Origin of the sequence: Demequina sediminis, from assembly GCF_039545075.1 — a bacterium.
Taxonomy (GTDB): Bacteria; Actinomycetota; Actinomycetes; order Actinomycetales; family Demequinaceae; genus Demequina; species Demequina sediminis.
Map to the genome: position 1 here is coordinate 27,067 of NZ_BAABRR010000012.1, position 24,450 is coordinate 51,516.

Annotated in this window: 23 protein-coding genes; 13 read left to right on the forward strand and 10 right to left on the reverse strand. The window is 72.7% G+C overall.

The genetic code is table 11. The annotated features are described in order from the left end of the window. Window positions 1–28: 28 nt before the first annotated feature. The gene (locus tag ABEA62_RS10600; RefSeq protein ID WP_286215186.1) at window positions 29–310 is read left to right on the forward strand and encodes a DUF427 domain-containing protein; all 282 of its coding nucleotides are present in this window, start codon (window positions 29–31) and stop codon (window positions 308–310) included. An 18-nt stretch (window positions 311–328) separates the two neighbouring features. On the opposite strand, the gene ABEA62_RS10605 is transcribed toward ABEA62_RS10600, so the two are convergent. From ABEA62_RS10605 to ABEA62_RS10615, 3 genes are read right to left on the reverse strand one after another with little or no spacing between them, the layout of a single operon-like run. Continuing rightward, on the reverse strand, window positions 329–700 hold the full coding sequence (locus ABEA62_RS10605) for a FluC/FEX family fluoride channel (RefSeq protein WP_286215188.1): 372 nt from the start codon (window positions 698–700) through the stop codon (window positions 329–331). Beyond that, window positions 697–1,110, reverse strand: a complete 414-nt coding sequence (locus ABEA62_RS10610) for a FluC/FEX family fluoride channel (RefSeq protein WP_345380046.1) — start codon at window positions 1,108–1,110, stop codon at window positions 697–699. The genes ABEA62_RS10605 and ABEA62_RS10610 overlap by 4 nt, the downstream gene beginning before the upstream one ends. After that, entirely contained in the window at window positions 1,107–1,598 is a 492-nt protein-coding gene (locus ABEA62_RS10615; protein ID WP_286215189.1) for a DUF2505 domain-containing protein, read from the reverse strand. The genes ABEA62_RS10610 and ABEA62_RS10615 overlap by 4 nt, the downstream gene beginning before the upstream one ends. A gap of 58 nt (window positions 1,599–1,656) precedes the next feature. Here ABEA62_RS10615 and ABEA62_RS10620 point away from each other — a divergent pair, with 58 nt between their 5' ends. Beyond that, complete coding sequence (locus ABEA62_RS10620) at window positions 1,657–3,120, forward strand: sensor histidine kinase (RefSeq protein ID WP_286215190.1); 1,464 nt, start codon at window positions 1,657–1,659, stop codon at window positions 3,118–3,120. A gap of 78 nt (window positions 3,121–3,198) precedes the next feature. On the opposite strand, the gene ABEA62_RS10625 is transcribed toward ABEA62_RS10620, so the two are convergent. Continuing rightward, on the reverse strand, window positions 3,199–3,453 hold the full coding sequence (locus ABEA62_RS10625) for a WhiB family transcriptional regulator (RefSeq protein WP_286215191.1): 255 nt from the start codon (window positions 3,451–3,453) through the stop codon (window positions 3,199–3,201). Between the two features lie 156 nt (window positions 3,454–3,609). Here ABEA62_RS10625 and ABEA62_RS10630 point away from each other — a divergent pair, with 156 nt between their 5' ends. After that, entirely contained in the window at window positions 3,610–4,002 is a 393-nt protein-coding gene (locus tag ABEA62_RS10630) for a hypothetical protein (protein WP_286215192.1), read from the forward strand. A gap of 25 nt (window positions 4,003–4,027) precedes the next feature. Here ABEA62_RS10630 and ABEA62_RS10635 read toward each other — a convergent pair whose 3' ends face one another. Together ABEA62_RS10635 and ABEA62_RS10640 are read right to left on the reverse strand one after the other, a co-directional pair. Next, window positions 4,028–6,961 (reverse strand): FtsK/SpoIIIE domain-containing protein, encoded by a 2,934-nt coding sequence (locus ABEA62_RS10635; RefSeq protein WP_286215193.1) that lies wholly within the window; start codon window positions 6,959–6,961, stop codon window positions 4,028–4,030. Between the two features lie 72 nt (window positions 6,962–7,033). After that, complete coding sequence (locus tag ABEA62_RS10640; RefSeq protein WP_286215194.1) at window positions 7,034–9,094, reverse strand: glycosyltransferase family 39 protein; 2,061 nt, start codon at window positions 9,092–9,094, stop codon at window positions 7,034–7,036. Window positions 9,095–9,241: 147 nt separating this feature from the next. On the opposite strand from ABEA62_RS10640, the gene ABEA62_RS10645 reads away from it, so the two are divergent. Both ABEA62_RS10645 and ABEA62_RS10650 read left to right on the forward strand, forming a co-directional pair. Next, window positions 9,242–9,919 (forward strand): response regulator transcription factor, encoded by a 678-nt coding sequence (locus tag ABEA62_RS10645; RefSeq protein ID WP_286215195.1) that lies wholly within the window; start codon window positions 9,242–9,244, stop codon window positions 9,917–9,919. Window positions 9,920–9,927: 8 nt separating this feature from the next. Then, window positions 9,928–11,238, forward strand: coding sequence for an ATP-binding protein (locus tag ABEA62_RS10650; RefSeq protein ID WP_286215196.1), 1,311 nt, complete (start codon window positions 9,928–9,930; stop codon window positions 11,236–11,238). A 4-nt stretch (window positions 11,239–11,242) separates the two neighbouring features. Here the strand turns inward: ABEA62_RS10650 and ABEA62_RS10655 are convergent, their stop codons facing one another. Further along, entirely contained in the window at window positions 11,243–11,785 is a 543-nt protein-coding gene (locus tag ABEA62_RS10655; RefSeq protein ID WP_286215199.1) for a GtrA family protein, read from the reverse strand. Here ABEA62_RS10655 and ABEA62_RS10660 point away from each other — a divergent pair. Together ABEA62_RS10660 and purE are read left to right on the forward strand one after the other, a co-directional pair. Then, window positions 11,784–12,926, forward strand: coding sequence for a 5-(carboxyamino)imidazole ribonucleotide synthase (locus ABEA62_RS10660; protein ID WP_286215200.1), 1,143 nt, complete (start codon window positions 11,784–11,786; stop codon window positions 12,924–12,926). The genes ABEA62_RS10655 and ABEA62_RS10660 overlap by 2 nt on opposite strands. Then, entirely contained in the window at window positions 12,923–13,426 is a 504-nt protein-coding gene (gene purE, locus ABEA62_RS10665; RefSeq protein ID WP_286215201.1) for a 5-(carboxyamino)imidazole ribonucleotide mutase, read from the forward strand. The genes ABEA62_RS10660 and purE overlap by 4 nt, the downstream gene beginning before the upstream one ends. 82 nt (window positions 13,427–13,508) lie before the next feature. Here purE and ABEA62_RS10670 read toward each other — a convergent pair whose 3' ends face one another. Both ABEA62_RS10670 and ABEA62_RS10675 read right to left on the reverse strand, forming a co-directional pair. Then, window positions 13,509–14,756 (reverse strand): LCP family protein, encoded by a 1,248-nt coding sequence (locus ABEA62_RS10670; protein ID WP_345380057.1) that lies wholly within the window; start codon window positions 14,754–14,756, stop codon window positions 13,509–13,511. 88 nt (window positions 14,757–14,844) lie between these two features. Beyond that, window positions 14,845–16,056, reverse strand: coding sequence for an LCP family protein (locus ABEA62_RS10675; protein ID WP_286215203.1), 1,212 nt, complete (start codon window positions 16,054–16,056; stop codon window positions 14,845–14,847). 285 nt (window positions 16,057–16,341) lie between these two features. On the opposite strand from ABEA62_RS10675, the gene ABEA62_RS10680 reads away from it, so the two are divergent. The 3 genes from ABEA62_RS10680 to ABEA62_RS10690 are packed head-to-tail and all read left to right on the forward strand — an operon-like array spanning window position 16,342 to window position 21,089. Further along, window positions 16,342–16,605 carry a WhiB family transcriptional regulator gene (locus ABEA62_RS10680; RefSeq protein WP_425558031.1) on the forward strand — a complete coding sequence of 88 codons (264 nt, stop codon included), beginning with the start codon at window positions 16,342–16,344 and terminating at the stop codon, window positions 16,603–16,605. A gap of 24 nt (window positions 16,606–16,629) precedes the next feature. Next, the gene (locus ABEA62_RS10685; RefSeq protein ID WP_286215205.1) at window positions 16,630–19,758 is read left to right on the forward strand and encodes a glycosyltransferase family 2 protein; all 3,129 of its coding nucleotides are present in this window, start codon (window positions 16,630–16,632) and stop codon (window positions 19,756–19,758) included. After that, window positions 19,755–21,089: a DUF5719 family protein gene (locus ABEA62_RS10690; RefSeq protein ID WP_345380061.1), complete on the forward strand. Its 1,335-nt coding sequence runs from the start codon at window positions 19,755–19,757 to the stop codon at window positions 21,087–21,089. The genes ABEA62_RS10685 and ABEA62_RS10690 overlap by 4 nt, the downstream gene beginning before the upstream one ends. 16 nt (window positions 21,090–21,105) lie before the next feature. Here ABEA62_RS10690 and ABEA62_RS10695 read toward each other — a convergent pair whose 3' ends face one another. Continuing rightward, window positions 21,106–21,504, reverse strand: coding sequence for a metallopeptidase family protein (locus tag ABEA62_RS10695; RefSeq protein WP_286215211.1), 399 nt, complete (start codon window positions 21,502–21,504; stop codon window positions 21,106–21,108). Window positions 21,505–21,588: 84 nt separating this feature from the next. Between ABEA62_RS10695 and ABEA62_RS10700 the strand changes: the two genes are divergently transcribed. From ABEA62_RS10700 to ABEA62_RS10710, 3 genes are all read left to right on the forward strand, one after another. Next, a complete protein-coding gene (locus tag ABEA62_RS10700) occupies window positions 21,589–21,945 on the forward strand; it encodes a DUF3499 domain-containing protein (RefSeq protein WP_425558028.1) in 357 nt (118 codons plus the stop codon). Between the two features lie 75 nt (window positions 21,946–22,020). Further along, window positions 22,021–23,448, forward strand: a complete 1,428-nt coding sequence (locus ABEA62_RS10705; RefSeq protein WP_345380063.1) for a phosphomannomutase/phosphoglucomutase — start codon at window positions 22,021–22,023, stop codon at window positions 23,446–23,448. Between the two features lies 1 nt (window position 23,449). Next, window positions 23,450–24,439 (forward strand): cation diffusion facilitator family transporter, encoded by a 990-nt coding sequence (locus tag ABEA62_RS10710; RefSeq protein WP_286215213.1) that lies wholly within the window; start codon window positions 23,450–23,452, stop codon window positions 24,437–24,439. The last annotated feature ends 11 nt before the right edge of the window (window positions 24,440–24,450 follow it).

Genomic DNA, 24,450 nt, shown 5'->3' on the forward strand with positions numbered 1-24,450 from the left:
CGTCACACATTCCGACGGGAGGATCGCCATGAAGGCACTCTGGAACGGCACGGTCATCGCCGAGTCCGAGGACACGGTGGTGGTCGAGGGCAACCACTACTTCCCCGCGGATGCGGTGCGTCCCGAGCACCTGCGCGCCTCGGAACTCACCTCGGTGTGCCCGTGGAAGGGCACCGCGGCCTACTACGACGTGGTGGTGGGGGACGAGGTCAATCGGGACGCGGCGTGGCACTACGACGAGCCCAAGGCGAGGGCCGAGCACATCCGCGGCAGGATCGCGTTCTGGCGCGGGGTCACGGTCGTTCCGTAGTCCCACGTGGCCGCGGCGTCACGCAACCGAGGCGGCCACCGCGTACGCGAGCCACGCGGCGCCCACGCCCAGGGTGAGCGTGAGGACGAGGTACGCGACCGCCGCGCGGGCGCGGCGATCCTTGGCGAGCACCACGACGTCCACCGCGAGCGAGGAGAGCGTCGACAGGCCTCCTGCCACGCCCGTGGCCAGGGCGAAGGTCCAACCCGGGGTGAGCAGGGCATCGTCCGCGAGGGCCATCACCGCCCCGACCAGCGCCGCGCCAAGGGCGTTGGCCGCGATCGTGGGCCAGGGGAACGTCTTCGCACGATCGAGCCAGCCGATCGAGAAGCGCAGGCACGCCCCCGCGCCGCATCCGAGGATGGCGGCCAGGTAGACCCACGCGCTCACTCGTTCTCCTCGACAAAGATCGCGTGCTCATCGACCGGGGTCGGTGGCTTGTCCCCTGCCCACCAGCCGAGCGCGGCCGCTGCGATCCCGGTCGCGATGGTCGCGACGAGCACCGCGAGCGCCAGGGAGGGACGTGCGCTTGTCGACCAGTGCAGGGCCGCGAAGGCCGAGAAGGTCGTGAAGCCGCCCAGGAAGCCCGGGCCGATCGCGGGAAACGCCCGCCACGGCCCGCGCGCCTGCGTGCGGGCCACCACGAAGCCCAGTGCGAGCGCGCCGAGCGCGTTGACCGCGAGCAGGTCCCATGGCACCGGGCCGGCGGTCGAGGGGAACGCCTCCATGACGCCGATGCGTGCCGCCCCCCCGAGCGCCCCGCCCGCGAACACCAGGGCGAGCTGGGCGGCACGGGTCATCGAGTCAGCCAGGAGTCCGCGACGCTCAGCTGGTCCGTGAACGCGCGCTCGACGGCGCCGGCCACCGCGCGCTCGATCATGGGGCCCACGAGGGGGACGTTGGCGATCACGTCACCCGTCGCGAGCAGCTCCGTCGCGGCGCCGCGTGCGGTGATCCCGATCGCCCCCGAGACGTGGCCCGGCGCGCCGGCGATCTCGACGGCGAAGGTGCCCACGCGATCCGCATCGGTGAGCGGCTCCCAGACCTCGGTGTAGGTGACGGTGAGGTCCCGTCCCAGGAAGGACCGGAACTCGGCGGGAATCGATGTCGCGGGGACGCGCGCACGCAACACCACTGTCTCGGTGCCGTCCTCGCGCGCGTCGATGTCGACCTCTTGCGCCTCGGTGCCGAGCGCGGCCGCTCGCTCGCGAGCGAATGCCGGATCCGTGAGCATGGACGAGACGTCCGTGAGCGTGGCCTCGAAATCGTGCCTGTGTGTGATCTTCACCGGTGGAACCCCCTGGGCCCAGGCTAGCGCGAGGCGGCGACCGCCCTACGCTAGTGGCGTGGCAACCCTGCGCGAGACGATCGAAGAACTAGGCCCCATCACGGATGCGGAGGCCGACTGGCTCGCATTGCTGGTGTCCGACTGGCAGATCATCGCGGATCTGTCGTTCGCCGATCTCGTGCTGTGGCGCGCGGTCGACGAGGGATTTGTCGCCGTCGCCCAGTGCCGGCCGTCCACGGGTCCCACGGTGCATTTGGACGATGTCGTGGGCACCTTGGCGCCGGGCGGCAGGGTGGCTCACCTGCGCAGGGCCCTCGAGGAGGGCGGGATTGTCGCGTCGCGTGAGCCGCGATGGGACGAGACCTACGCGGTGCGCGAGGACGCGCTGCCGGTGGTCATGAACGGGCGCGCGATCGCGGTGATCACGCGAGAGGTGTCGCAGGCGGTGTCGCGCTCGTCGAGCCGCCTCGAGCTCAACTACAAGGGCGCGGCGGACGATCTGCTGCGGATGGTGACGCGCGGTGAGTTCCCGCTGCACACGTCCATCACGGGTCCGCGCCGCGGCGCGCCGCGCGTCGGGGACGGCGTGCTGCGCCTCGACGCGGTGGGCCACGTCACCTACGCGTCGCCCAACGCGCTGTCGTGCTTCCACCGCCTGGGCGTGCACGGCTCGCTCATGAACAAGTCCCTTCCTCGCGTCACGAGCGAGCTCCTCGAGGACCAGGGCGTGGTCGACGAGACGCTGGCGATGGTGGTCGCGGGTCGCGCCGCGTGGCGCACGGACCTCGAGGCCAACGGCGCGTGCCTGTCGCTGCGCGCGATTCCGGTGACCGAGCACGGCAGCAGGGTGGGCGCGGTGCTGTTGTGCCGGGACGTCTCCGACCTGCGTCGGCGAGAGCGCGAGCTCATCACCAAGGATGCGACGATCCGCGAGATCCATCACCGCGTCAAGAACAACCTCCAGACCGTCGCGGCCCTGCTGAGGCTGCAGTCCCGTCGCGTCGAGGCGCCGGAGGCCAAGGAGGCGCTCGCGGAGGCCATGAGGCGCGTTGCCACGATCGCGCTCGTGCACGAGACCCTGTCGGGCACGCTCGATGAGCTCGTCAACTTCGACGAGTTGGTGTCGCGGTCGATCCGGATGGCGGCCGACGTCGCCTCGCCCGACACGCAGGTGAGGATCCTCAACACGGGCGAGTTCGGGCTGATCCCCGCGCAGTACGCATCGTCCCTCGCGCTCGTCATCACGGAGCTGGTGACGAACGCGGTCGAGCATGGCTTCGAGGGCCGTGCGCGCGGCACGATCACGGTCACGGCGCAGCGGGACGGACATGCGCTGCACGTGCAGATCGCCGATGACGGCGTGGGGATCGAGGGGGACCCCACCGGCCTCGGGTCGCAGATCGTGCGCACGCTCGTGCAGAACGAACTCTCGGGGTCGATCGAGTGGCGCAAGATCGAGGACGGCTCGGTGGTCGACCTGCGCGTGCGTGTCGAGGAGCGAGCCTCCGACCCGCGCCTGTAGCGGACGGAGAAAGGCGTCAGCCCCGCACCGGCGAACCGGGCGGGGCTGACGCGACGGGTGTGGTGGCCCGAGGCCTGCTTACTTGGCGGCGCGGCGTGCGCGCGCGGCGCGACGCTTGAGAGAACGACGCTCGTCCTCCGAGAGGCCGCCCCAGACGCCCGAGTCCTGGTTGTGCTCCATCGACCACTGCAGACAGGTGTCGCGCACCTCGCACCGCTGGCACACCGACTTCGCCTTCTCGATCTGCACGAGGGCGGGTCCGGTGTTGCCGACCGGGAAGAACAGCTCGGGGTCGTCGACTTCGAGGCACGCTGCGCGGTTGCGCCAATCCATGGGGTCTCCTTGGGGGGTAGCATGGCGCGACGAGGCCCAAAGGGTGGTGGGATTCGTCGCGCCATCACGTTCGACTTCCTTAAGATTCGCATAAGTAACGAACATGTTTCAAGAGGTGTTTCCTGTGGGTTCTCTCACAACGTGCCGAGGCCACGGATGACGGAGCCCCACCACGGCCCCACGTCCCGGTCTCGCGGGTGGTCGCGAGCGGCCGCCTCGGGGCTCGGTTTCGAGGCGGGATTGCTCGGTGTCGCGGCCGTCGCCTACGCGATCTACGCCTTCTCGTCGCCCGAGCCGGAGTTCACCGCGGGCCTCGCCGCGTTTGCCGGGATCGTCGCGATGACGCTTGTGCCCGTGGCTCGTGGCCTCGCGCGCGGCGCGCGGTGGGCGGTGTCCGCCGCCGTGACGTGGCAGGTGCTGCTCACCTTCGCGGGGGTGACCGTTGCGGGGACGCAGCCGCTCATCGGTTCCGTCGCCGCGATCCTCGGTATCGCCGTCGGCGTCGCCGTGGTCGTCGCGGGCCGCGACGCGCTGCGTCCCGCGGGCTGAGCGCGGCTCACGAGGGCCCCGCCCGCTATTCAGGCGAGCGCAGCTGAGCGGCCTCGAGGATCCCGCCCCGGCGCACCACGACCCTCCCGCGCGGCGGCGCGGCGTCGACGAGCCCGGGAAAGGCACGCAGCCCCAGCGTCGCCAGGTGCGCGGGACTGGGTTCGACCACGATCTCGACACGGCCGGTCGAGTCCCCGTGCTCGAGGCGAGTGACGGCGTGGCAGGAGACTCCCGCCGCGGAGAGCACCGCGATCGCCTCCGCGCGCGCCGGTCCGGCGGGGCCCACGACGGCCACGGGGGTATCGGTCACCACGAGCGGCCGCGCCGCGTCTCCCACGACCCCCACCGCATCGGGTGCGAGATCGGGCGGGCACACGAGCGGGACGACCAGGCGTCGGCCATGCCCATCCTGCCCCCTTTCTCGGCGGGTGACGAGGCACTCTCCCGTGCCGTCGACGCCGATCGCGACCCCTCGCCCCGGCTCGCGCGCGAGCCGCGTGAGCGACGGTGGCACTCCCCACAGGGTCTGTTCGATCGGGTCCAGGCCCGAGAGGACGATCCTGAGGCCCGCGCGGCCTGACCACCGCGCGCCCCAGCCCGGACCGCACGCGACGGCGACGGGAACGCGCCGCGCGACGTCCTCGAGGGCCTGCTCCGCGCCGCGCAGGATCGGGTCGAGGCCGGCCACCGTGCGCTCGACGTCGTCGACGATCAATGCCACGCCGTGGCGGACCGCGAGGTCGAGCGTCCTGGCCGCCTCGCGAGGGTCCTCCGGCAGCGCGACGCATTGCGGCGTGGTGGACGCGATGGCGCCGAGGATCGACGATCGCCCCGAGCCGCGCGGCCCGACGACGACGCACGGCCCCGCGGTCGTGTCCCAGCGCAGGGGCATGCGCGTCCTGGCCTCGGGGAGGTCGACCCAGCCGAGCGCGCCCGCGCGCGGCTCGGCATCGCTGGTCAGCGGTGGAAGCCAGAGAGGCTCGACGGCAGGGGCGCCCTCCCAGCGTGCGGCGGCAGCAGTCGCCAGGCTGACGCCCGCCGGGCCGGGCTCGCTCACGATGCGCACGGCGCCGCGCGGCCGCGCGACGGGGAGCGCCGCCTGCATCGTCTCCCTGCCCGCCGCCGTCGCGACGATCGCGCGCCCCGGCGCGCCCACCGGCAAGTCCGCCGCGGACCTGTCGCCGATGAGGTCCTGCGATTCGCCGGCGGTGGCCGTCCGGAGGGCGATCACGGTCGACACGTTTGCGCGGATCTCCGGGGTCACCGCGCCCGCAGGTCGTTGTGTCGCGAGGATCAGGTGCATGCCCAGGGATCGGCCCTGCGCCGCGAGCCGCGCGAGCTCGGGGACAAAGCCAGGGTCGATCGCTCCCAGCTCCTGGAACTCGTCGACCACGACCACCAGGCGCGCGGGGGCGCGGTCCGCCTCGCGCCCGCGCGCCTCCCACTGTGCCCACGAAGTGAGCCCGCGCTCCGCGAGCGCGCCCTTGCGTGAACGCAGCTCGTGCGCGATGCCCAGCAGGGCGCGTCGGGCGTGAGTCGGGGCAAGGTCCGTGAGGAGCCCGCGCGCATGCGGTAGGTCGCGCAGCGCCGCGAGCCCCGCTCCGCCCTTGAGGTCGATGAGTCCGACTCCCAGGTCCTGGGGCCCGTGCGCATGCGCGAGAGCGGCCACCAGCGTCTCGAGGAGGATCGACTTGCCCGACCCGGTGGTCCCCGCCACGAGTACGTGGGGGCCATCGCGGTCCAGGTCGAGCGTGACGGTTCCTGTGCCGGACGTCCCGAGGGCGGCGAGCAGCCGCCGCGGGCCCTCGCCGGGAGCGCGGGTCGGTGCTGCGGCGCGTAGGTCCGCCCAGCGCACGGAGGCGGGAAGGTCGGGCTCGCGCGACGATGCGAGGCGGCGCCCCGCCGCATCGGCCGCGGTCGCGCTCACCAGCGCGGGCCGCCACGGGCCCGCACGGCCATGGATCTCGACCGTCGCGCGGTCGACGTCGAGCACCGTCGCGGCATCGCTCGGCGCGGCGGACGAGCGGTCGAGCAGCACGATCGCGCCAGGGGCGAGCGCGCGTTCGAGCCAGCGCATCCACGGCTCCTCGAGCTTGCCAGGGAGGGCTCCGCGCGCGAGGGCGACGGCCCGTGCGGCCGCGCGGGCCGCCTCCGCCTCGCCCCGGATCGCGATCGGTAGGGGCAGTCCGGCGAGGTCGACCAGTCCGTCGTTCGGAGGACCCTCGCGTGCCGCCCGGTTGCGCCGGCCCGCCACGAGCGCCGCGACGCCCATCGCCGCCGGCATCGCGAGTGCCACGGCGGCCAGTTGCCAGCGGCCGGTTGAGGCGGCGAGCGCGAGTCCGCCCGCGGTGCCGCCGACGCCCCCGAGCCACGCCAGGCCCGGCCGGGACGGGGGAGCGGATCGCGTGGGCGCGTCCGAGTACTCCGCCTTCCCCGCCGGTTCGGCGGCGGCGCGACCCGTCGCGCGCCAGCGCAGCACCGAGCCGCCGGCCAGGAGGACGTCACCGTCGCGCAGGGCGCGCGGCCACCTCCCCACGCGGCGGGGGCGTCCCCGGCGCACCAGCGTCGTGCCGTTCGTCGACCCGAGGTCGCGCGCCCTGCCGGCCCCGTCCACCGCAAAGTGACGCGCGCTCATCGCGGGGTCGTCGAAGGCGAAGCCCACCCCGGTGCCGTCGCGACCGACCACGAGCGTGTCGCGGCCCACCGCGACCAGCCCGCCGGCGTCCGGCCCCGCGACGACCTCGAGGTGTGGCCCGAGCGGCTGCTGCGACGGCAGACCGGGTGAGGTCGTCAGCAGCGCGGCATGCACGAGCGGGGAGCGTCCCGCCGCGTGGCCCGCGTCGAGCCGCGTGCCACCGCACCACACGGCGGCGGGAGCGCGCACCGCGTCGAGAATCTTGGCGAGGGCCGTGCCGGGGTCCACGTCGACGTCTCCGACCCCCTCCACCGTGACGCGCATGCTCCGATGTCATCGCACGCGGCGGCCGTGACGCGAGGGACGAGCCGATGATGGGGGACGGCGGGTGTCACATCAGGGGCTGGTGACATCGGCGGCGGGCGCGACGGGATCGAGCACGCCATCGCTGCCGACGATCCCGGCGTACCACGTGTAGTCGCGATCGAAGTAGGTGCGCGGGATCGCCTGCAGCGTGTAGCTCGCCTGGCGCACGCGCGACTCGACGACCGCCTCGGGATCCGTCGACCAGTCGAACCACTCGGGATTGCGCGTGAGCACCACGGGCGCGGTGTCCCATGACTGCGCGAGGGTCGCGAGCTCGTCCGGTTCGAGCTCGGCGAGCGCGAGCACCGTGGGCTCGTCGCACATCACCCTCAGCGATCCGAAGTGAGACGAGGTCCCCGCGAGCACGATGGGGCGGTCGGGCGCCACCTCGCACAGCGAGGTGATCTGGTCGTACGCACCGCTCATCTCCCTCACGAACACGGGTGTCGCGCCCGACACGGGAAGGTCGTCCCCGAGGTCCACCGACAGCCACGTCGTGAGCGGCAGGACCACGAAGGCCCCTGCCGCGATGCGCCTCGCACGCAGGCGCGCCTCGGCGGTCGCGAGCCGGCCGGCGAGCCACCATGCGGCGACGGCGGCCGCGATCGCGAAGCCGGGAAGAGTGACCGCCTCGAAGCGACGGAAGGCCCACAGTTGGTCGGGGACCACCTCGGGGTTCCAGAAGTACAGGAGCGACGTGGGCAACACGGCACCCAGGAGAAGCGCCCACGCGGGACGTCCGCGCAGCATCCACACGGTGGCGAGGCCGAGGCCCAGGATGCCGAGGATCACGATCGGCCAGGTGAGGTAGTAGCTCACCCATGCGACCGTGTGCTCCGCGTAGGTGCGCGTGGGATCGACCTCGAGTCCCTGGGCGCGCTGGAAGGACTCCACCACCGAGCTGGTGAACTGGTCGACCGGGTCGTCCGTGCTGCGGTGCGACACCCACCACAGGGGCCGCGACGCGAGCACGGCGAGGAGGCCCGACACCGCGACACCCGCCGCGACCGCGCCCCGCCGTCCCAGCATCGTCCTCACGCCCGTCGCGAGGCGCTCGCCACCCGCGAGCCACGTCAGCACCCACACCGCGAGCACCGCGGCCGCCACGGCGTAGCCCAGGGTCAGCGTGCGGGCCTGGTCCCCCAGGCGCTCCGCATAGCCCTCGCTCCATCGCCACAGCGCGGCGTAGCCCGCGAGCAGGATCGCCGCCTGCACCCCGATCACGAGGAGCCCGAGCCCCGCACGGCGCGCGCGCGGCAGGTCCGACAGCGCGAGCGCAAGCACGGCGGCGCCGAGTAGCCCGATCGCGAAGGCGGCGCCGTCGATGCGGATGAACGATGTCGCGCCGCCGGCGGCCGCTCCCAGGACGAGCGGTCCGGCTCGTCCCTCCTCCACGCCTCGCCAGAGCCACAGCGCGGCCGACAGCGCGAGCACGAGGGTGAGAGGCTCGGTGTACGCGGAGCGGGACAGGCCGATATGCGCGACGGACAGCGCGACGGCCGCGGCGGGGGCGAGCGACGCGAGCGGGCCCAGCATGCGGCGTGCGAGCGCGTACACCACCAGGATCCCGACGGCCCCGATCAGCAGGTTGAAGACCAGCACTCCACGGTCGCCCGCGATCCACCCGCCCACCGCGATGACGGCGGACAGCAGGCGCGCGCCCTGCGGCTGAATCGCGTCGCCGCGCAGGTTCCAGGCCTGGGACGCGTCCGCGAGCACGGTCGGGTCGACCTCGGCCGCCTCGATCGCCCCCAGGCTCGGGATGTCGGCGTGGGGGTGGTCGACCAACCACAGCCCGGTCAGCGTGAGGAAGCCCGGATCCCGCACGACGATGAGGTACTCGGCCGCGAGCACGGCGTTGACCACCGCCCACACGCCGGCCCCCGCGAGCGCCACGATCGCGCCGGCCCTGTCCGCCGCCGCGACGCGCGTGGGGCGCGGGACGATGCGCCAGGCGAGCGCCGCGATGACCGCGGCGGTCGGCAGCACGGTCCAGGGCGAGAACAGGCCGACGCTGACCCACCCGCCGGCGGACAGCGACAGCGCCACGAGCACGAGGACGATCCGCTCGGGTGCGGTGACGAGGGCCACCGCGCCTCGCGAGGGGTGCCCTGGCCGGGAGGGCGTGGACGCCAGGGAGGAGGCATGTCTCGTCACGGCCACCCAGCGTATCCGCGCTGGGGCACGCGCGTCCCTGTGGGTCATTGCAATGTCGCGGGGCGCGGGTAGGGTGTCGTCATGACGCGAATTGTTTTGGTCGAAGATGACCCGACCATTTCAGAACCCTTGACCCGTGCTTTGGGCCGGGAGGGGTACGACGTCGAGTGGCATGGGACGGGCATGGGTGGCGTCGAAGGATCAGACGACGCGGACCTTGTCATCCTTGACCTCGGTCTTCCCGACATCGACGGCGTCGATGTCGCGCGGCGCATCCGCGAGAAGGGCCTGCAGGTGCCCATCCTCATGCTCACTGCGCGCGCCGACGAGGTCGACCTGGTCGTGGGCCTGGATGCAGGCGCGGACGACTACGTCACCAAGCCGTTCCGGCTCGCCGAGCTGCTCGCGCGCGTGCGCGCGCTGCTGCGCCGTCGCACCGGCTCGGAGTCCGGCGCCGACCTCGAGGCGGCGGGGGTGCGCATCGATGTCGCGGGTCACCGCGCGTACCTCGACGGCGTCGAGCTGCAGCTGAGCAGCAAGGAGTTCGACCTGCTGCACGTGCTCGTCGCGAGCGCGGGCTCCGTGGTCTCGCGCGACACGCTCATGCGCGAGGTGTGGTCGGCGGATCCCGGTGCGCCGTCCAAGACCCTCGATATGCACGTGTCGTGGCTGCGCCGCAAGCTCGGCGACGACGCCGCTCACCCGCACTTCATCACGACGGTGCGCGGGATGGGCTTCCGCTTCGAGACGGGCACCTAAGGGGAGCCGTGCGCCGCCGCGTCCTCGCCGCGACCTTCTCCGCTCTGGCCGTGGCGGTGGTCATGCTCGGCATTCCCCTCGCCGTCGCCGCGGCCCAGATCATCCGTGACGACGCCCTGCGCGACCTCGACCTGCGCGCGAGCACCGCCGCCCGCTCTCTCGAGGTGCGCTACCTCTCGGGCGAGCCGATCACGGCCAGCAACGTCGACTCGTTCGTGAGCGAGCGCCCCGGCGCCCCCGAGTACATCTACGTGCGCCTGCCCGACGGCACGGTGCTGACCGCGGGCGAGGAGCCCTCGCCCGCCTACTCGGAGAGCCACGCGACCGACTCGGGGATCGTGGTGCTGGCCTACCTGTCGACGTGGGACGTGTACTGGCAGATCGCGCGCGTCGTGGGCCTGGTGCTCGCGAGCGGCTCGGTCGCGATTGTCGCGGGCGCCGCGATGGCGATCTGGCAGGCCAATCGACTCTCCGCCCCGCTCGTGTACCTCGCCGCCTCCGCCGAGCAGATCGGGTCGGGTCAGGTGCGCCCGCGCCTCGAGAGCACGGGCATCGAGGAGATCGACCTGGTGGCCGAGGAGCTTGCCAGGTCGTCGGACCGCATGGCAGCGCGGCTCGCCACCGAACGCCAGTTCGCGGCCGATGCCTCGCATCAGCTCAGGACGCCGCTCACCGCGCTGTCGATGCGGCTCGAGGAGATCTCCGCGCTCACGCAGCAGGACGAGGTTCGCGAGGAGGCGGACCGCTCTCTCGAGCAGGTCGAACGCCTGGTGGGGGTCGTGGACGAGCTCCTGGGCCGGTCGCGACGCGCGCTCGGCTCCGGTACGGAACTCGTGCAGCTCGACGAGGTCTTCGCGCAGCAGCGCGCCGAGTGGGCCGCCGCGTTCACGGGGGCGGGCAGGCGACTCGTGATCGCGCCCACACACGCGACCGTGTTCGCGACCCCGGGCGGCCTGGCCCAGGCGCTCGCGACGCTCATTGAGAACTCGCTCAAGCACGGCGGCGGCACCACGCGCGTCACCGCGCGCGAGTCGGGACAGAACCATGCGGTCGTGATCGAGGTCACGGACGAGGGCGAGGGCGTCCCCGAGTCGATCGCGCCGCGCATCTTCGAGCGCGAGGTGACCTCGGGCCGCGGCACGGGGCTCGGTCTCGCGCTCGCGCGCGACCTCGTGACCGCCGATGGCGGCAGGCTCGAGCTCGCTCAGCGCGTGCCCGCCACGTTCGCGGTCTTCCTGCAGGGGGTCCCGCGCATGGTCGAGCTCGAGGAGATCGTCCCCCACGCACAGCAGTCCGAGCGCCGCCGCCGCAGGCGGTGACCCGCTATCGGGGCGAGGTGCGGGGGTCCGCCGCCCCGGCATCGTCCCCCAGTACCGCGGGGGCGGGCGCCTCGAAGACGAACAGGCTGTAGCCGACGTAGCGCGCGATCGTGCCGAGCGCGATGCCCACGAGCGAGGCGACGTTGTCCGCGAGCAGGCTCGTGAGTCCCCAGCCGTGGTGGCTCAGCGCGACCGTGCCCGCCTCGATGATCAGGGCGGCGCCGTTGACGAGGCCGAAGAGCACGAGTTCGCGGGCCGGGCGGTGGCGGCCGCGCCCGCGGTACGTCCACTCGCGGTGGGCCACCCACGCGAACAGGATCGACGCGGCGGTCGCGATGACCTTGGCCGTCACCACGCGGTCGTCGTCGCCCGCGACGGTCGCGTCCGGGGCGAGCGGGCCCAGCCGCAACAGGTTGAACACACCCAGGTTGACGACGATCCCGGCCACGCCGACGATGCCGAAGCGTGTGAGTTCACCGACCCGCGCGCGCACCCATCCGACCACCGTCACGAGTGACGAGCCTAGCCCCCGGTAGTTTGGTGCCATGACCCCGATCGTCGCCGTCATCGGCGGAGGCCAACTCGCGCGCATGATGGCCGCTCCCGCCACCGCACTCGGCATCACCCTCCGCGTCCTCGTCGAGTCCAGCGAGGCCGCCGCGGCGTTGCCCGCTCACGAGACCGTGGTGGGCCTTCCCACGGACCCCGACGCGGTGGCCCGCCTGTTGGCCCACCCCCGCCCCGCCGCCCTCACGTGGGAGCACGAGCACATCCCGGCCGAGGTCTTCGACGCCGCGGCCGCCGCCGGCGTGCCCGCGCGGCCGGGTCTCCACGCACTGCTGTACGCGCAGGACAAGATTGAGATGCGGGCCCGCATGGATGCGCTCGCGCTTCCCAACCCCGCATGGGCGCATGTCGAGACCGAGGACGAGGTCGAGGCCTTCCTCGCCGTCCACGGCGGCGCGGGCGTGCTCAAGACCGCGCGCGGTGGCTACGACGGCAAGGGAGTGAGGGTGATCGGCTCACCCGGCGAGGCCACCGACTGGCTCCGCGCGGCGGCCGACGGCGGCCCGCGCGTGCTCATCGAGGAGAAGGTGCCGTTCGATCGCGAGCTCGCGGTCCTCGTGGCGCGCCGGCCCTCGGGCGAGCTGCGGGCGTGGCCCACGGTCGAGTCGATCCAGCGCGCCGGGGTGTGCTCCGAGGTCATCGCTCCCGCCCCCGACCTGCACGGGGCCGTCGCGGACGAGGCCGCCAGGATCGCGTCCGAGATCGCCCACGGCCTCGACGTGACCGGGGTGCTGGCCGTCGAGATGTTCGTCGCCGGCGACCGCATCCTCATCAACGAGCTCGCGATGCGGCCCCACAACTCGGGTCACTGGACCATCGACGGGTCCCGCACGAGCCAGTTCGAGCAGCACCTGCGTGCCGTGCTCGACCTGCCGCTCGGAGACACCACCCCCACGGCGCCGTGGACCGTCATGGCGAACGTGCTGGGCGGGGCGCGCATCGCGCTCGCGAGCGCTCTCGCGGAGGTCGACGATGCCGGGGCGAAGATCCAGTTGTACGGCAAGGGGGTGCGGGCCGGGCGCAAGGTCGGCCACGTGAACGTGTCCGCTGGCACCCGCGAGGAGGCCTACGCGAGGGCCGTCGCGGCCGCCGCTATCGTGAGGGACGGAGGTGGCGCATGAGCGCGATTCGAGTGGGGTTGGTCATGGGGTCGGACTCCGATTGGCCCACGATGCAGGCGGCGGGCGAGGCGCTCGCCGAGTTCGGCATCGGATACGAGAAGGACGTGGTGTCCGCGCACCGCATGCCCGAGCAGATGATCGCGTACGGCCGTGAGGCCGAGTCGCGCGGGCTCGCGGTGATCATCGCCGGCGCGGGCGGCGCCGCCCACCTTCCCGGCATGCTGGCGTCCGTGACGACGCTGCCGGTGATCGGCGTGCCCGTGCCCCTGAAGCACCTCGACGGTATGGACTCGCTGCTGTCGATCGTCCAGATGCCGGCGGGCGTGCCCGTCGCCACTGTGTCGATCGGGGGAGCGCGCAACGCCGGGTTGCTGGCGGCGCGCATCCTGGGTGCGGGAGAGGGCGACGAGGCCGCGCGGATCCGCGCGCGCATGGAGGCCTTCCAGGACGAGCTCCGCGAGGTCGCCTACGCGAAGGGCGAGGCGCTCCGCCGGGCTTGACGCGGGAAGCCTGACACAGGAGGTCTGGCACGCGAAGCCGGCCGCGGCATCGTCCCGATGACCGGCCTCCGCGCGCCGCGTGCTACGGCAGCACGCAGCTGTCGAGAATCTCGTCCTCGGTCTCGCGCTCGGGGCTGGGCGACACCGAGGGCGTCGCGGAACCCGAGGCGGTGGGGGTCGGTGCGGCCGAGGACGACGGGTCGGGCGAGGCGCTGGGGTCCGTGGTGGGCTCGAGCAGCGCGGGGTTGATGGTCTCGTCGGCCTTGAGCGATGCCCACATCTCGGCGGCATCGGGCTCGGTCCACAGCACGTCGCCGCTCGAGTCGCCCGCATACTCCCACGGCACCGTCGTCATGTAGAGGTTCGCGGTGTCGAAGTTGCGCAGGCTCCACGCGAGTCCCAGCAGGTAGTGGGAGTCGCCGAATTCGGGGTCCATCGTGAGCGACTCCGCAAGGGCCGTGATGAACTCGGTGCCCTTGGTGGCGTCCGTGAGCAGGTTGAGGCCCAGCGCCTTGCGCGCCATGTTGGTGAGCAACTCCTGCTGGCGCTCGATGCGCATGAGGTCGGTGCCGTCGCCCAGTCCCTCGCCGGTGCGGGCGCGGGCCCACGCGAGCGCCGTGGTGCCGTCGAGCACCTGCGCGCCCGCCTCGAGGTCGAGGTTCGCCTTCGAGGAGCTGACGTCGTTCGGGATACACATGGGCACGCCGTCGAGCGCGTCGACCATGTTGACGAAGCCGGAGAAGTCGACCACGGCATAGTGGTCGATGAGGATGCCCGTGAGGTCGTACAGCGTCGTCGCGACGCATGCCGCGGCCTCCGCGACGTTGCCGTTCTGGCCGCCGTTGGCGAACGCGATGTTGAACTTGCCCGTCCACCCCCGCACGGTCGAGCCGTCGAGCATCTGGCAGTCGGAGATCGCGACGCGCGAGTCGCGCGGGATCGACACCATCTCGACGCGCGAGCGGTCGGCCGAGACGTGCATGACGATCGTGGTGTCGTTGCGCATGCCGTCGACCGAGTCGTGGCTGAGGTCCGAGTTCTCGCCCAGGCGCGTGTCGGACCCCATGAGCAGGATGTTGAGCGCCTTGCCCGCCGAGGCATCCTCGGGGGTCGCCTCCGGCTCGGGGGTGTGCGACGGCAGCAGGCCGCTGATGTCCTGCGTCGTGAAGCTGTTGTCGATCCGGTTGAGGCTGGTCTCGACGAACACGAGCCCGAAGCCGGCGGCCGCCGCGAGGACGCCCAGCACCGCGCCGACCGCACGACGCGACGGGATGCGGGTGGCGTGGCGCAGGCGGCGACGGCTGCGAGGGTCGGTGACCTCGACGGTCATACATGCTCCTGGGCTCGGCGTGCGCGCGCACGCGTGTCGGTACTGGCGACCCAACGCACGCGGGGCGTCGCGCGTTCCCTCCGTCGCGTCAGCGGCACGCGTCGAGCAGGGACTCCGGTCCGGCGGGGGACGGGGTGACGGCGGGCTCTGCTGTCGCGGAGGCGGTCGGCTCGGAGGGCTGCTCGTCCTTCTTGCCGTCGTCCCACGTCGAACTCGAGTCACCCTCAACCGTGACGGAGATGGGTCGGTCGTTGCGGATATCGTCCCACATCTGTTCCGCGTCGGGCAGAATCTCGACGTTGAGCCGGTCCTCGGTGTACGCCCACGGCACGGTCTCGAAGCGCACCGCGCCGAGGTCGAGGTTGCGCAGGCTGTAGGCGAGGCCCAGGAGATAGGACGTGTCGGCGAGGCCCGGGTCCATGGTCAGCGACTCCGCCGCGGCGCGCAGGAAGTGGGTGAGTTCGCCCACGTCGGTGAGCAGATTCTTCGACAGCGCCGTCGCCGCCACCTGCTCGAGGAGCTGCTGCTGTCGCGTGATGCGTTGGAGATCGGAGCCCGAGACCCCGCCCTGCTCCGCTGTGCGCAGCCGAGCGTACGCGAGGGCGGTCTTGCCGTCGAGCGTCTGGGGCCCGGCCGCAAGGTCGAGGTGTGCCTTCTCGGAGACCAGCCGCTCGGGGATACACATCGGCACGCCGCCGAGCGCGTTGACCATGCCAACGAAGCCCGTGAAGTCGACTACCGCGTAGTGGTCGATGTAGACGCCCGACAGTTGCTCGACGGTCTTGATCGAGCACGCCGCCGCCTCCGCGGCGTTGCCGCGCAGTCCTCCATTCGCGAAGGCGGTGTTGAAGTCGCCGTAGCCGCCAGGGACGGTGTCGCCGTCGAGGTACGCACACTCGGGGATGTCGACCTGCGCATCGCGCGGGATGGACACTGCCTCGACGCGCGTGCGGTCGGCGGAGATGTGGACGAGCAGCGTCGTGTCGTTGCGCATGCCCTCGACGACGCCGCCGCCGTCGATGTTGCCGTTCGCGCCGTCGCGCGCGTCCGAGCCCATGAGCAGCAGGTTGACGGCCTCGCCAGCGTCCGAGTCGACGGGCCGGTCGGGCCGCTCGCCCACGAGCGACTCGAACTCCTGCGAGTTCGCGCTGAGGGCGCCGCCCACCTGATCGACCACGGTATTGCCGTACACGAGCGTGAATCCCAGCACCGCGACGATCACGAGCGTCGCAATCCAGATCACGCGCTGCATGAGCCCCGGCCGCGCGTGGCGAGCCTGCGGCACGCTCGTGTCCGTCATCCATCCCCCAGGGCTTGTCGTAGCCGCATTCTAGGGCGGGGACGATGCGCCGGCGGTGAGGCGCGGGCCGCGTCGGGCGGCCCGTGGGCCGCCCCGTGGCGCCGACACGCCCGGTCGCGCGTGTCGGCACTTGCGTGGGATACGCCACACTCGACTTGACGCGTGGTGATTACACGGCTGTAATTCCTTGTGACGGGTTTCATCTCGTCGCGATCGGAGGTGGGGACCGTGTGGAATATCTACGACGGCTCAGTGCCCTCGGACGCAGGCAAGCCGGCATCGACACTGGCGTCGGTGGTGGACATCTTCGGCGGTACCGATGATGACGGACCGCTGGGGTGGCAAGAGCGCGCGCTGTGCGCTCAGACCGACCCGGAGGCGTTCTTCCCTGAAAAGGGTGGCTCAACGCGCGAGGCCAAGAAGGTGTGCGGGTCGTGTGACGTGCGCTCAGAGTGCCTCGACTACGCGCTGGAGAACGACGAGCGATTCGGTATCTGGGGCGGGCTGTCGGAGCGCGAGCGCCGCAAACTCAAGCGGCGCGCGGTCTAGCCGGAAAGCCTGCGTGGGAGCACGATGAGCCTTGCGCGCCTGCTGGTGCGCGCGATCGTGGTCTCCGACACGCGTTCCGAGCGCCTTCCCGACGTCCTCGCGGCTGTCGCGGCTCAGACGCAGCGGCCCGATCTTTTGCACGTCGTGCTGCCCGCTGACGCCGAGCGACCGCGCACCCCCGAGGGACTCGAGATCGACTGGGTCGTGGGAGGACGCACGTACGCCGAGGGCGTCGACGCCGTGTTGGCGGCGCATCCGAGTCACCCCCACGAGTACGTGTGGCTGCTTCACGATGACTCCGCACCCCTGCCCGACGCGCTCGCGCGTCTGGCCGCGACGGCCAAGAAGCGCACCGCGGCCGCGGTGGTCGCGCCGGCGCAGGTGAGGTGGGACGACGTCAGCCGCCTGGTCGGCCTGGGCGTCACGACGACCGTGATCGGTGCCCGGCGCATCGACCTGGTGGACGAGGACGACATCAACCAGGGCCAGTACGACGAGCGCGACGACGTCCTGGCGGCATCGCTCGCCGCGGCGCTCGTGCGTCGCGACGCTTGGGAGCGGCTGGGCGGGCTTGAGCCCGCGTATCGCGGCTTTGGCGACAGCCTCCACTTCTGCCGGCTCGCGTGGCGCTCGGGCTACGACGTCGTGATCGTCCCCGCGGCGAAGGTGCGGCACGCTCAGGAGTCCCTCACGGGCGAACGCGGCGGCGCGCTGCGTGGTCGTGCGCGCGCATACGGCGCGGGTCGGACGGGCGAGTGGATCCACGCGCTGTCGTGGTCGCCGGCGATTGCCGTTCCCTTCCTTGTCGTGTGGAGCTTCCTCTCCGCCGCGCTGCGCGCCGTGCTTCGCGTCGCGCAGAACGAGTCGCGGATGGTCGGCGCGGACCTCGCGGTGCCGTGGCGGGTGCTGACCCGCCTCCCTCGGCTACCCGGCATCCGTGCGCGCATCCGTCGGACGGTGACCAGGCCGCGCGCGGTCGTGCGCCCCTTCCTCGTCGGTGCCCGCGCCGTCGCCTCGCACGTGCGCTCGCGAGAGATGCGTGCCTACGACAGGTGGCGGGCGCAGTCCGCGCCGTCAGACATGGTCCGCGCCGAGCTGGCCGAGGCGGCGATCCGCCGCCGTACGGGACTCGCGGCGCTCGCTCTCGCCGCGATCGCGGCCTCGGTCGCGCTGCACGGCACGTGGCTCACCGCGCTGGGTTCGGGGCGCATGCTCGTGGGCGAGGCGCTGGGCGCCACGAATGTCTCCCTCGCGGCGCTGTGGGAGCGCACGTGGTCGGGATGGGATCCGAGCGGATTCGGATCACCCGCTCTCGACGGCGCCTTCAGTGCGATGCTGCTGCCCGCCGCCGTCCTACCGGGCGGCGTGCGGGTCTGGGTCGGCCTGGTGCTTGGCCTTGGCGTCGCGATCGCGGTCGTGTCCGCGTGGTGGGCGCTGGGAGCGGCGACGCGGTCGGTGTGGGCGCGTGCGCTTGGCGCGCTCGCCTATGGGCTGTGGCCGCTGCACCTCCAGGCCATCTCGGATGGTCGCCTCGGAGCGGTGATCGCGCACCTCATGCTCCCGTGGTTCGCCCTGGGACTCGCGCGCGCCGCGGGCTGGCATCGGGGTGAGGCGGTCGGCGGCGGCGAGGAGTTCCCCGCGCGCCGGCACGCGAGTCCGAGCGCCGCGATGGGGGCGGCATTCTCCGCGGCGGTCATCGTGACCGCCGCGCCGGCCCTGCTCGTGCCGCTCGTCGTGATCCTCGCGGCGGCGGGCGCCGTCGCGGGCCGTGCGCGCTGGCGCGTGTGGTCCGCCGCCGTGCCCGCGCTCGTGGTCTCTGCGCCGGCGCTGGTCGCCGCCTGGCACGCCGGCGTCGTGTCCCGCGACGCGTGGGCGATCCTCGCGCGCGAAAATGGACCCGCTCTCGCCGCGGAGAGCGTCGAGCCGTGGCGGCTCGTGCTCGGCCTGACGGGCGAGACCGCCCTGACTCCCGGCCTGCCCGACGCCGCCGCGACCCTCGCCGCGAGTGCGGTGGGAATCGGCATCGTCGCCGCGGCCGCGCTCGCCGCTCTCTCGGGTCGCGCCCCGTGGGCCGTCGCAGGTGGGTTGCTGACCGCGGCTCTCGGCGTGCTGGCGGCCGCCGCCTCGCAGGCGACCGTCGTCGTCGCGGCCGACGGGGCGGGTCAGGCGGCCGCCAACGGCTTCGCGGGACCGGGCACGTCTCTTGCCGCCGCCGGCCTCATCGCCGCCGCCGCCGCGGCATCGTCCCGACTCTGGGCCGGCAGCACCGGACCCCGTCGGACCGCGGTTCGCCTCGTGTCGTCGCTTGTGGTCACCGCGTTCGCCGCAACCCTGGTCTGCGTCGTCGTGGTCGAGGCGTGGCCGACCCGGCCCGAGCGAGGCGATGTCCACCCCTCCGACGCCACGGTGCTGCCGCTGGTCGCTGAGCTCGAACAGGAGCTGGCGACGCGCCAGCGCGCGCTCGTGCTGACCGATACCGAGGCAGGCGTCGACTACGCGGTGCTCGAGCGCGCGGGCACGGTGACCCTCACGGGGCGGGCGCAGCGCGACGCGGAAGGTGCCGCGCTCGCGGGCTCCGGCACGCCCGCCGTGACCCCCGAGACACTCGCGCCGGTAGTCGCGACGATGGCCGGGGCGGGCACGGGGGCCGAGGAGCGGCTCGTGACGTGGGGCATCGGAGTCGTGGTCGCGGCCCCCGAGTCCCCGATGATCGCGGGGGCGTTGGCCCAGATTCCCGGCCTTCACCTCATCGGTGCGAGCGAGTACGGCACGACCTTCCGCGTCGAGCCCGAGGAGGACACCGTGGTCGCGCGTGCGTGGATCGAGTCGTCCGGGGCGGAAACCGTCACGCTGGAATCCGACTCGCGATCGGGTTCCACCCGCGACGCTGGCGGCGCGGGCGGGACGCTCGTCATCGCCGCGGCCGCCGACCCCGGGTGGCGCGCCACCGGCGACGGCCGCGCGCTCGCCGCGGTCGAGGATGCCGAGGGGCGCGTGGCCTTCGACGTGCCCGCGGGCGTGGACACGGTCACCTATGCGTATGTCGACGAGGGCTATCGGTTCTGGTGGTGGGCCTCGGCGGTTGCCGTCGCCTGGGCGATGATCGGGATGGTGCCGCTCCATGACCGCCGCTACGTGGCGGTGCGACGATGATCCGGCGGGTGGTGGTGGCGGCAGCGGCCGTCGCGGCGATCGGAGCGGTCGTGGTGTCGGCGCGACTCGGCGGCGAGGAGCCGATGCCCGCCGCGCCCTTCTCCGGCGAGGTCACCCCGGCGGCGCAGCCCGTCGCGTGCCCCGGTCCCGTCGAGATTCCCGTGGGCGAGATCGAGGGAGGGGATCCGGCCCTCGGCTCGGGCTCCGATGACCGGACCTATGCCGGGGAGGGCGGGGCGGCCGGCACGGAGCCGCTCGGGGCGGGCTTCCTGGTGCGCGGCGACGCGGGCGCATCGGTCGAGCGGATCGGCGCGGGCGATGTCGCGGGCCTCGCCGCGGCCTCATGCGTGGCACCCACGCGCGACCAGTGGCTCGTCGGCGGGTCGACGACGCTTGGGTCGAGCGCCCGCCTGGTGCTGTCCAACCCGTCCGATGCCACGACGGAGGCCACCGTCACGTACTACGGGCCGCTCGGCAAGCTCGAGGAACGCACCGTGGCGACCCTCGCGGCCGGCGCCCAGCGCGAGATCCTGCTCGAGGGCGTGGTCCCCGAGGTCTCCGCCCTCGCGATGCGGATCGTGGCCACGGGTGCGGGGGTCGTCGCCCACCTCCAGGACTCTCGCCTCGACGGCTTCCAAGCGGCGGGCACGGATTGGGTGGGACGCGGCGCCGTGCCGTCCACCTCTCTGGTGGTGGCGGGTGTCGGCGGTGCAGAAGCCGAGTCCACGCTGCGCATCATGGCCCCCGAGGGCGCGACGGCGAGCCTCACGCTCACGGGCGAGGACGGAATCGTCGAGTGGGGTGGGGTGACGGCGCTCTCGCTCGAACCGGGAGTCGTGACCGAGGTCGAGATTCCCCAGGTCGAGGGGGGCGCGATCGAGATCAGCGCCGATTCCCCCGTGGTCGCCGCGGCGATGATGCGCGAGCCGCGCGAGATCCAGGACGGCCCGGCCGGCTCCTTCGCGTACGACCTCGCGTGGACCGCCGCCCAGGACGTATCCGACCGACTCGCGCGCTCGGTCGTCGTCACCGATCACGTCACCGCGGTCACGGTGCACGCTCCCGCGACGGCGGACTTCGAGTTGACGGATGCCTCGGGCGCGGTGGTGGCCTCGGCCACCGTGACCGCGCGCACGAGCGCGACGATCCCGCTCGAGGTGGCTCCCGGCACGACGCTCACCGCGCAGGGCCGGTTCACGTGGGTGCTGGTCCTCGACGACGAGCCCGGCTTCCTGGCGCGCGTGGCGCCGCGCCGCACCGATGTCGAGCCGCTCGTGGTCGAGGTGGGCCAGCGCCCGTACGTGGGGCCCGTGGCGGTCCGCGAGGACTGAACGGGGCCTCCGCCCCCTAGGAGCCGTACTCGGGATCGACGTCCTCGGGCGGGTGGCCCACGAGGTGGGCGACGTGCTCGGTCACGACGTCGCGCACGAGCGCGGGCAGGTCGGCCGGCTCCGCGCGCTGTTCGATCGGGCGCCGGTACAGCACCACCCGCGAGGGTTGACCGAGGTCGGCGGGGAAGAGCCTGCCGAGCGGCACGCCCTCCTCCCATGGCGTGGGATCCGACGGCGGCACGTCCTCGGTCCCGAACTCGACGCGCCCCCACTGGTCTCCCCAGCGCGGCTCCAGCCGGTCGACCGCGTCGGCCACGAGGTCGTCGAACCTCTCGGCGCGCGTGCGATGGCCGGGCGCGCCGAAGGGGAGCAGTGGCCTGCGCAGGCCACGGCCGTGGCGATCGCGGCTGGACATAGGGCGAGGCTACCGCGAGCGCCGGGCCGTCCCGGCGTGGCTTGCGCCGCGACGGACGATGCGCGGGTAGCGTCACTGTTCGTGATGGCAACCCGGCAGTGCTCGCGCTCGTCGTGCTCGCGCCCGGCGGCTGCGACGCTCACGTATGTGTACGCGGACTCGACCGTGGTGGTGGGCCAGCTCTCCGCCACCGCCGAGCCGCACTGCTATGACCTGTGCGCTCACCACGCGGACCGCTTCACCGCGCCCCGCGGCTGGGATGTGGTGCACCTCCACAGCGACCTGGTCGACCCCGAGCCGTCGACCGACGACCTCGAGGCTCTGGCGCGCGCTGTCCGCGAGGCCGGTCGGCCCCGCCCCGCCGCCGCATTCACTCCTCCCGTGCCCCTCGCTTCCGAGCCGCGCCGCGGTCATCTCAGGGTCATCTCGAACGAGGCCTGATCGCCCTCCGGTGCCGCCGCATCGTCTCTCGGCCGCGCCGGCGCGCGAGGACGGCCGCACCGGTACCCTGGGTCCGTGACTGACGCACCCGACCTGTCCGGCCTCATCAAGTCCTACGACGTCCGCGGAATCGTGGGCGAGGATCTCACCGCGGAGGTCGCGACGGCGATCGGCGCGGCGTTCGCCGACGCCATTGTGCTGCCCGATGGAGAAACCACCGTGGCGATCGGTCACGACATGCGCGACAGCGGGCCGTGGCTTGCCGACGCGGTGGCGGAGGGCCTGACGTGTCGCGGAGTGAACGTCGTGAGGATCGGGCTGTGCTCGACCGACGGCCTCTATCACGCGTCGGGCGCGCTCGACCTGCCCGGCGTGATGATCACCGCGAGCCACAATCCCGCCGCCTACAACGGCATGAAGCTGTGCCGCTCGCGCGCCCGTGCGGTCGGGGAGAACTCGGGCCTCGCCGACGTGCGCGCGCTCGCCTCGCGCTATCTCGTTGAGCCGCCCGCCACCGCCCCGGTGCGCGGCGCCGAGTCCACCCGCGAGATGGTGGGCGAGTACGGCGCGTTCCTGCGCTCGCTCGTGCCTCTCGACGGCATCCGCCCGCTCACGGTCGTGGTCGACGCCGCGAATGCGATGGCCGGCTACACGGTGCCTGCGGTGCTGGGCACCGAGGCCGGGCTGGGGGAGCTCCCCCTCACGATCATCCCGTTGTACTTCGAACTCGACGGCACGTTCCCCAACCACGAGGCCAACCCGCTCGACACGGACAACCTGCGTGACCTCCAGGCCGCGGTGCGTGCCCACGGCGCGGACATCGGCCTCGCCTTTGACGGCGACGCGGACCGCTGCTTCGTGGTCGACGAGCGCGGCGAGGTGGTGACGCCGTCGACCATCACGTGCCTCGTGGGTCTGCGCGAGACGGCGCGCGAGCTCGCCGAGGGTCGCGAGCCCACCGTGATCCACAACCTCATCTCCTCGCGTGCGGTGCGCGAGCAGCTGTCCGCCGCCGGCGCGGTCCCCGTGCGCTCGCGCGTGGGCCACAGCTACATCAAGGCCGAGATGGCGCGCCTCAACGCGATCTTCGGCGGCGAGCACTCGGCGCACTTCTACTTCCGCGACTTCTTCTTCGCCGACTCGGGGATGCTCGCGGCGATGCACGTGCTCGCGGCGCTGGGCACTCAGGACCGCACGCTGTCGCAGATGCTCGAGACGTATCACCCCTACACCGCCTCCGGCGAGATCAACTCCCGCGTGGACTCCGTGCCCGATGCGCTCGCGCGGGTGCGTGCAGCGTTCGTGACCGAGGACGTCGAGGTCGACGAGTTCGACGGGCTCACGGTCGAGCACTGGCCCGCGCCGGGCGAGGGCGAGCGCTGGTGGTTCAACGTCCGCCCCTCCAACACCGAGCCCTTGCTGCGGCTCAACGCCGAGGCCGACGGCGAGGCGCTCATGGAGCGCGTGCGCGACGCGGTCCTCGCCGTCATCCGGGAGGCCTGAGGTGTCGACCGAGGGCGGCACCAAGGCTGTCGTCGCGGCGCTCACCGCGAATCTCGGAATCGGCATCACGAAGTTCGCGGCGTGGGGGCTCACGGGGGCGTCGTCGATGCTCGCCGAGGCGATCCACTCGGTCGCGGACTCGGGAAACCAGGTGCTCCTCCTCGTGGGCGGACGCCGCGCGCGCAAGGAGGCCACCGAGGAGCACCCGTTCGGGTACTCGCGCTACCGCTACTACTACGCATTCCTCGTCGCGATCGTGCTGTTCTCGCTCGGTGGTCTGTTTGCGCTGTACGAGGCGTGGCACAAGTTCAGCCATCCGGAGCCGATCGAGTCGTGGCACTGGGTCCCCTTGCTGGTGCTGGTGGTGGCGATCGGCCTCGAGACCATGTCCTTCCGCACCGCGATCGTCGAGTCCAACAAGGTGCGGGGCAAGGTCGGCTGGGGCCGCTTCATCCGCCGCTCGCGCTCTCCCGAGCTGCCCGTCATCCTGCTCGAGGACTTCGGCGCGCTCGTGGGGCTCGTGTTCGCGCTGTTCGGCGTGAGCATGACCCTCATCACGCACGACGGCCGCTGGGACGCGATCGGCACGCTCATGATCGGCCTCCTGCTGGTGGTGATCGCGGTGGTGCTCGGTCGCGAGACGCGCGGCATGCTCCTGGGGGAGTCCGCCGTCGAGGAGGACGTCGCCGCGATCCGCGCGGCTCTTGCCGAGGCGGGCTACCCCGACGTCATCCACCTGCGCACGATGCACCTGGGGCCCGACGACGTCCTGGTCACCGCGAAGGTGGCCGCCGAGGCGGATGCCACCCTCGACGCGCTGTCCGCACGCACCGACACCGCCGAGCGGCTCATCCGGGAGGCGGTCCCCGCCGCCCGCCTGATCTTCATCGAGACCGACGTGCGCCGGGCGAACGACCCCGCCCCCGCATCGTCTCCCACGACCCCTGCCCGTCCGACGTCTCCCAAGCCCAGTCCCCATTCGGGACAGTGACGACTCGGCGC

What these genes read in the sequence shown, in the direction of transcription:
- ABEA62_RS10600 (WP_286215186.1), top strand. Translation starts at nt 29, where the DNA reads ATGAAGGCACTCTGGAACGGCACGGTCATCGCCGAGTCCGAGGACACG.
- ABEA62_RS10610 (WP_345380046.1), bottom strand. Translation starts at nt 1,110, where the DNA reads ATGACCCGTGCCGCCCAGCTCGCCCTGGTGTTCGCGGGCGGGGCGCTC.
- ABEA62_RS10625 (WP_286215191.1), bottom strand. Translation starts at nt 3,453, where the DNA reads ATGGATTGGCGCAACCGCGCAGCGTGCCTCGAAGTCGACGACCCCGAG.
- ABEA62_RS10630 (WP_286215192.1), top strand. Translation starts at nt 3,610, where the DNA reads ATGACGGAGCCCCACCACGGCCCCACGTCCCGGTCTCGCGGGTGGTCG.
- ABEA62_RS10635 (WP_286215193.1), bottom strand. Translation starts at nt 6,961, where the DNA reads ATGCGCGTCACGGTGGAGGGGGTCGGAGACGTCGACGTGGACCCCGGC.
- ABEA62_RS10645 (WP_286215195.1), top strand. Translation starts at nt 9,242, where the DNA reads ATGACGCGAATTGTTTTGGTCGAAGATGACCCGACCATTTCAGAACCC.
- ABEA62_RS10660 (WP_286215200.1), top strand. Translation starts at nt 11,784, where the DNA reads ATGACCCCGATCGTCGCCGTCATCGGCGGAGGCCAACTCGCGCGCATG.
- ABEA62_RS10655 (WP_286215199.1), bottom strand. Translation starts at nt 11,785, where the DNA reads ATGGCACCAAACTACCGGGGGCTAGGCTCGTCACTCGTGACGGTGGTC.
- purE (WP_286215201.1), top strand. Translation starts at nt 12,923, where the DNA reads ATGAGCGCGATTCGAGTGGGGTTGGTCATGGGGTCGGACTCCGATTGG.
- ABEA62_RS10670 (WP_345380057.1), bottom strand. Translation starts at nt 14,756, where the DNA reads ATGACCGTCGAGGTCACCGACCCTCGCAGCCGTCGCCGCCTGCGCCAC.
- ABEA62_RS10675 (WP_286215203.1), bottom strand. Translation starts at nt 16,056, where the DNA reads ATGACGGACACGAGCGTGCCGCAGGCTCGCCACGCGCGGCCGGGGCTC.
- ABEA62_RS10685 (WP_286215205.1), top strand. Translation starts at nt 16,630, where the DNA reads ATGAGCCTTGCGCGCCTGCTGGTGCGCGCGATCGTGGTCTCCGACACG.
- ABEA62_RS10690 (WP_345380061.1), top strand. Translation starts at nt 19,755, where the DNA reads ATGATCCGGCGGGTGGTGGTGGCGGCAGCGGCCGTCGCGGCGATCGGA.
- ABEA62_RS10695 (WP_286215211.1), bottom strand. Translation starts at nt 21,504, where the DNA reads ATGTCCAGCCGCGATCGCCACGGCCGTGGCCTGCGCAGGCCACTGCTC.
- ABEA62_RS10700 (WP_425558028.1), top strand. Translation starts at nt 21,589, where the DNA reads ATGGCAACCCGGCAGTGCTCGCGCTCGTCGTGCTCGCGCCCGGCGGCT.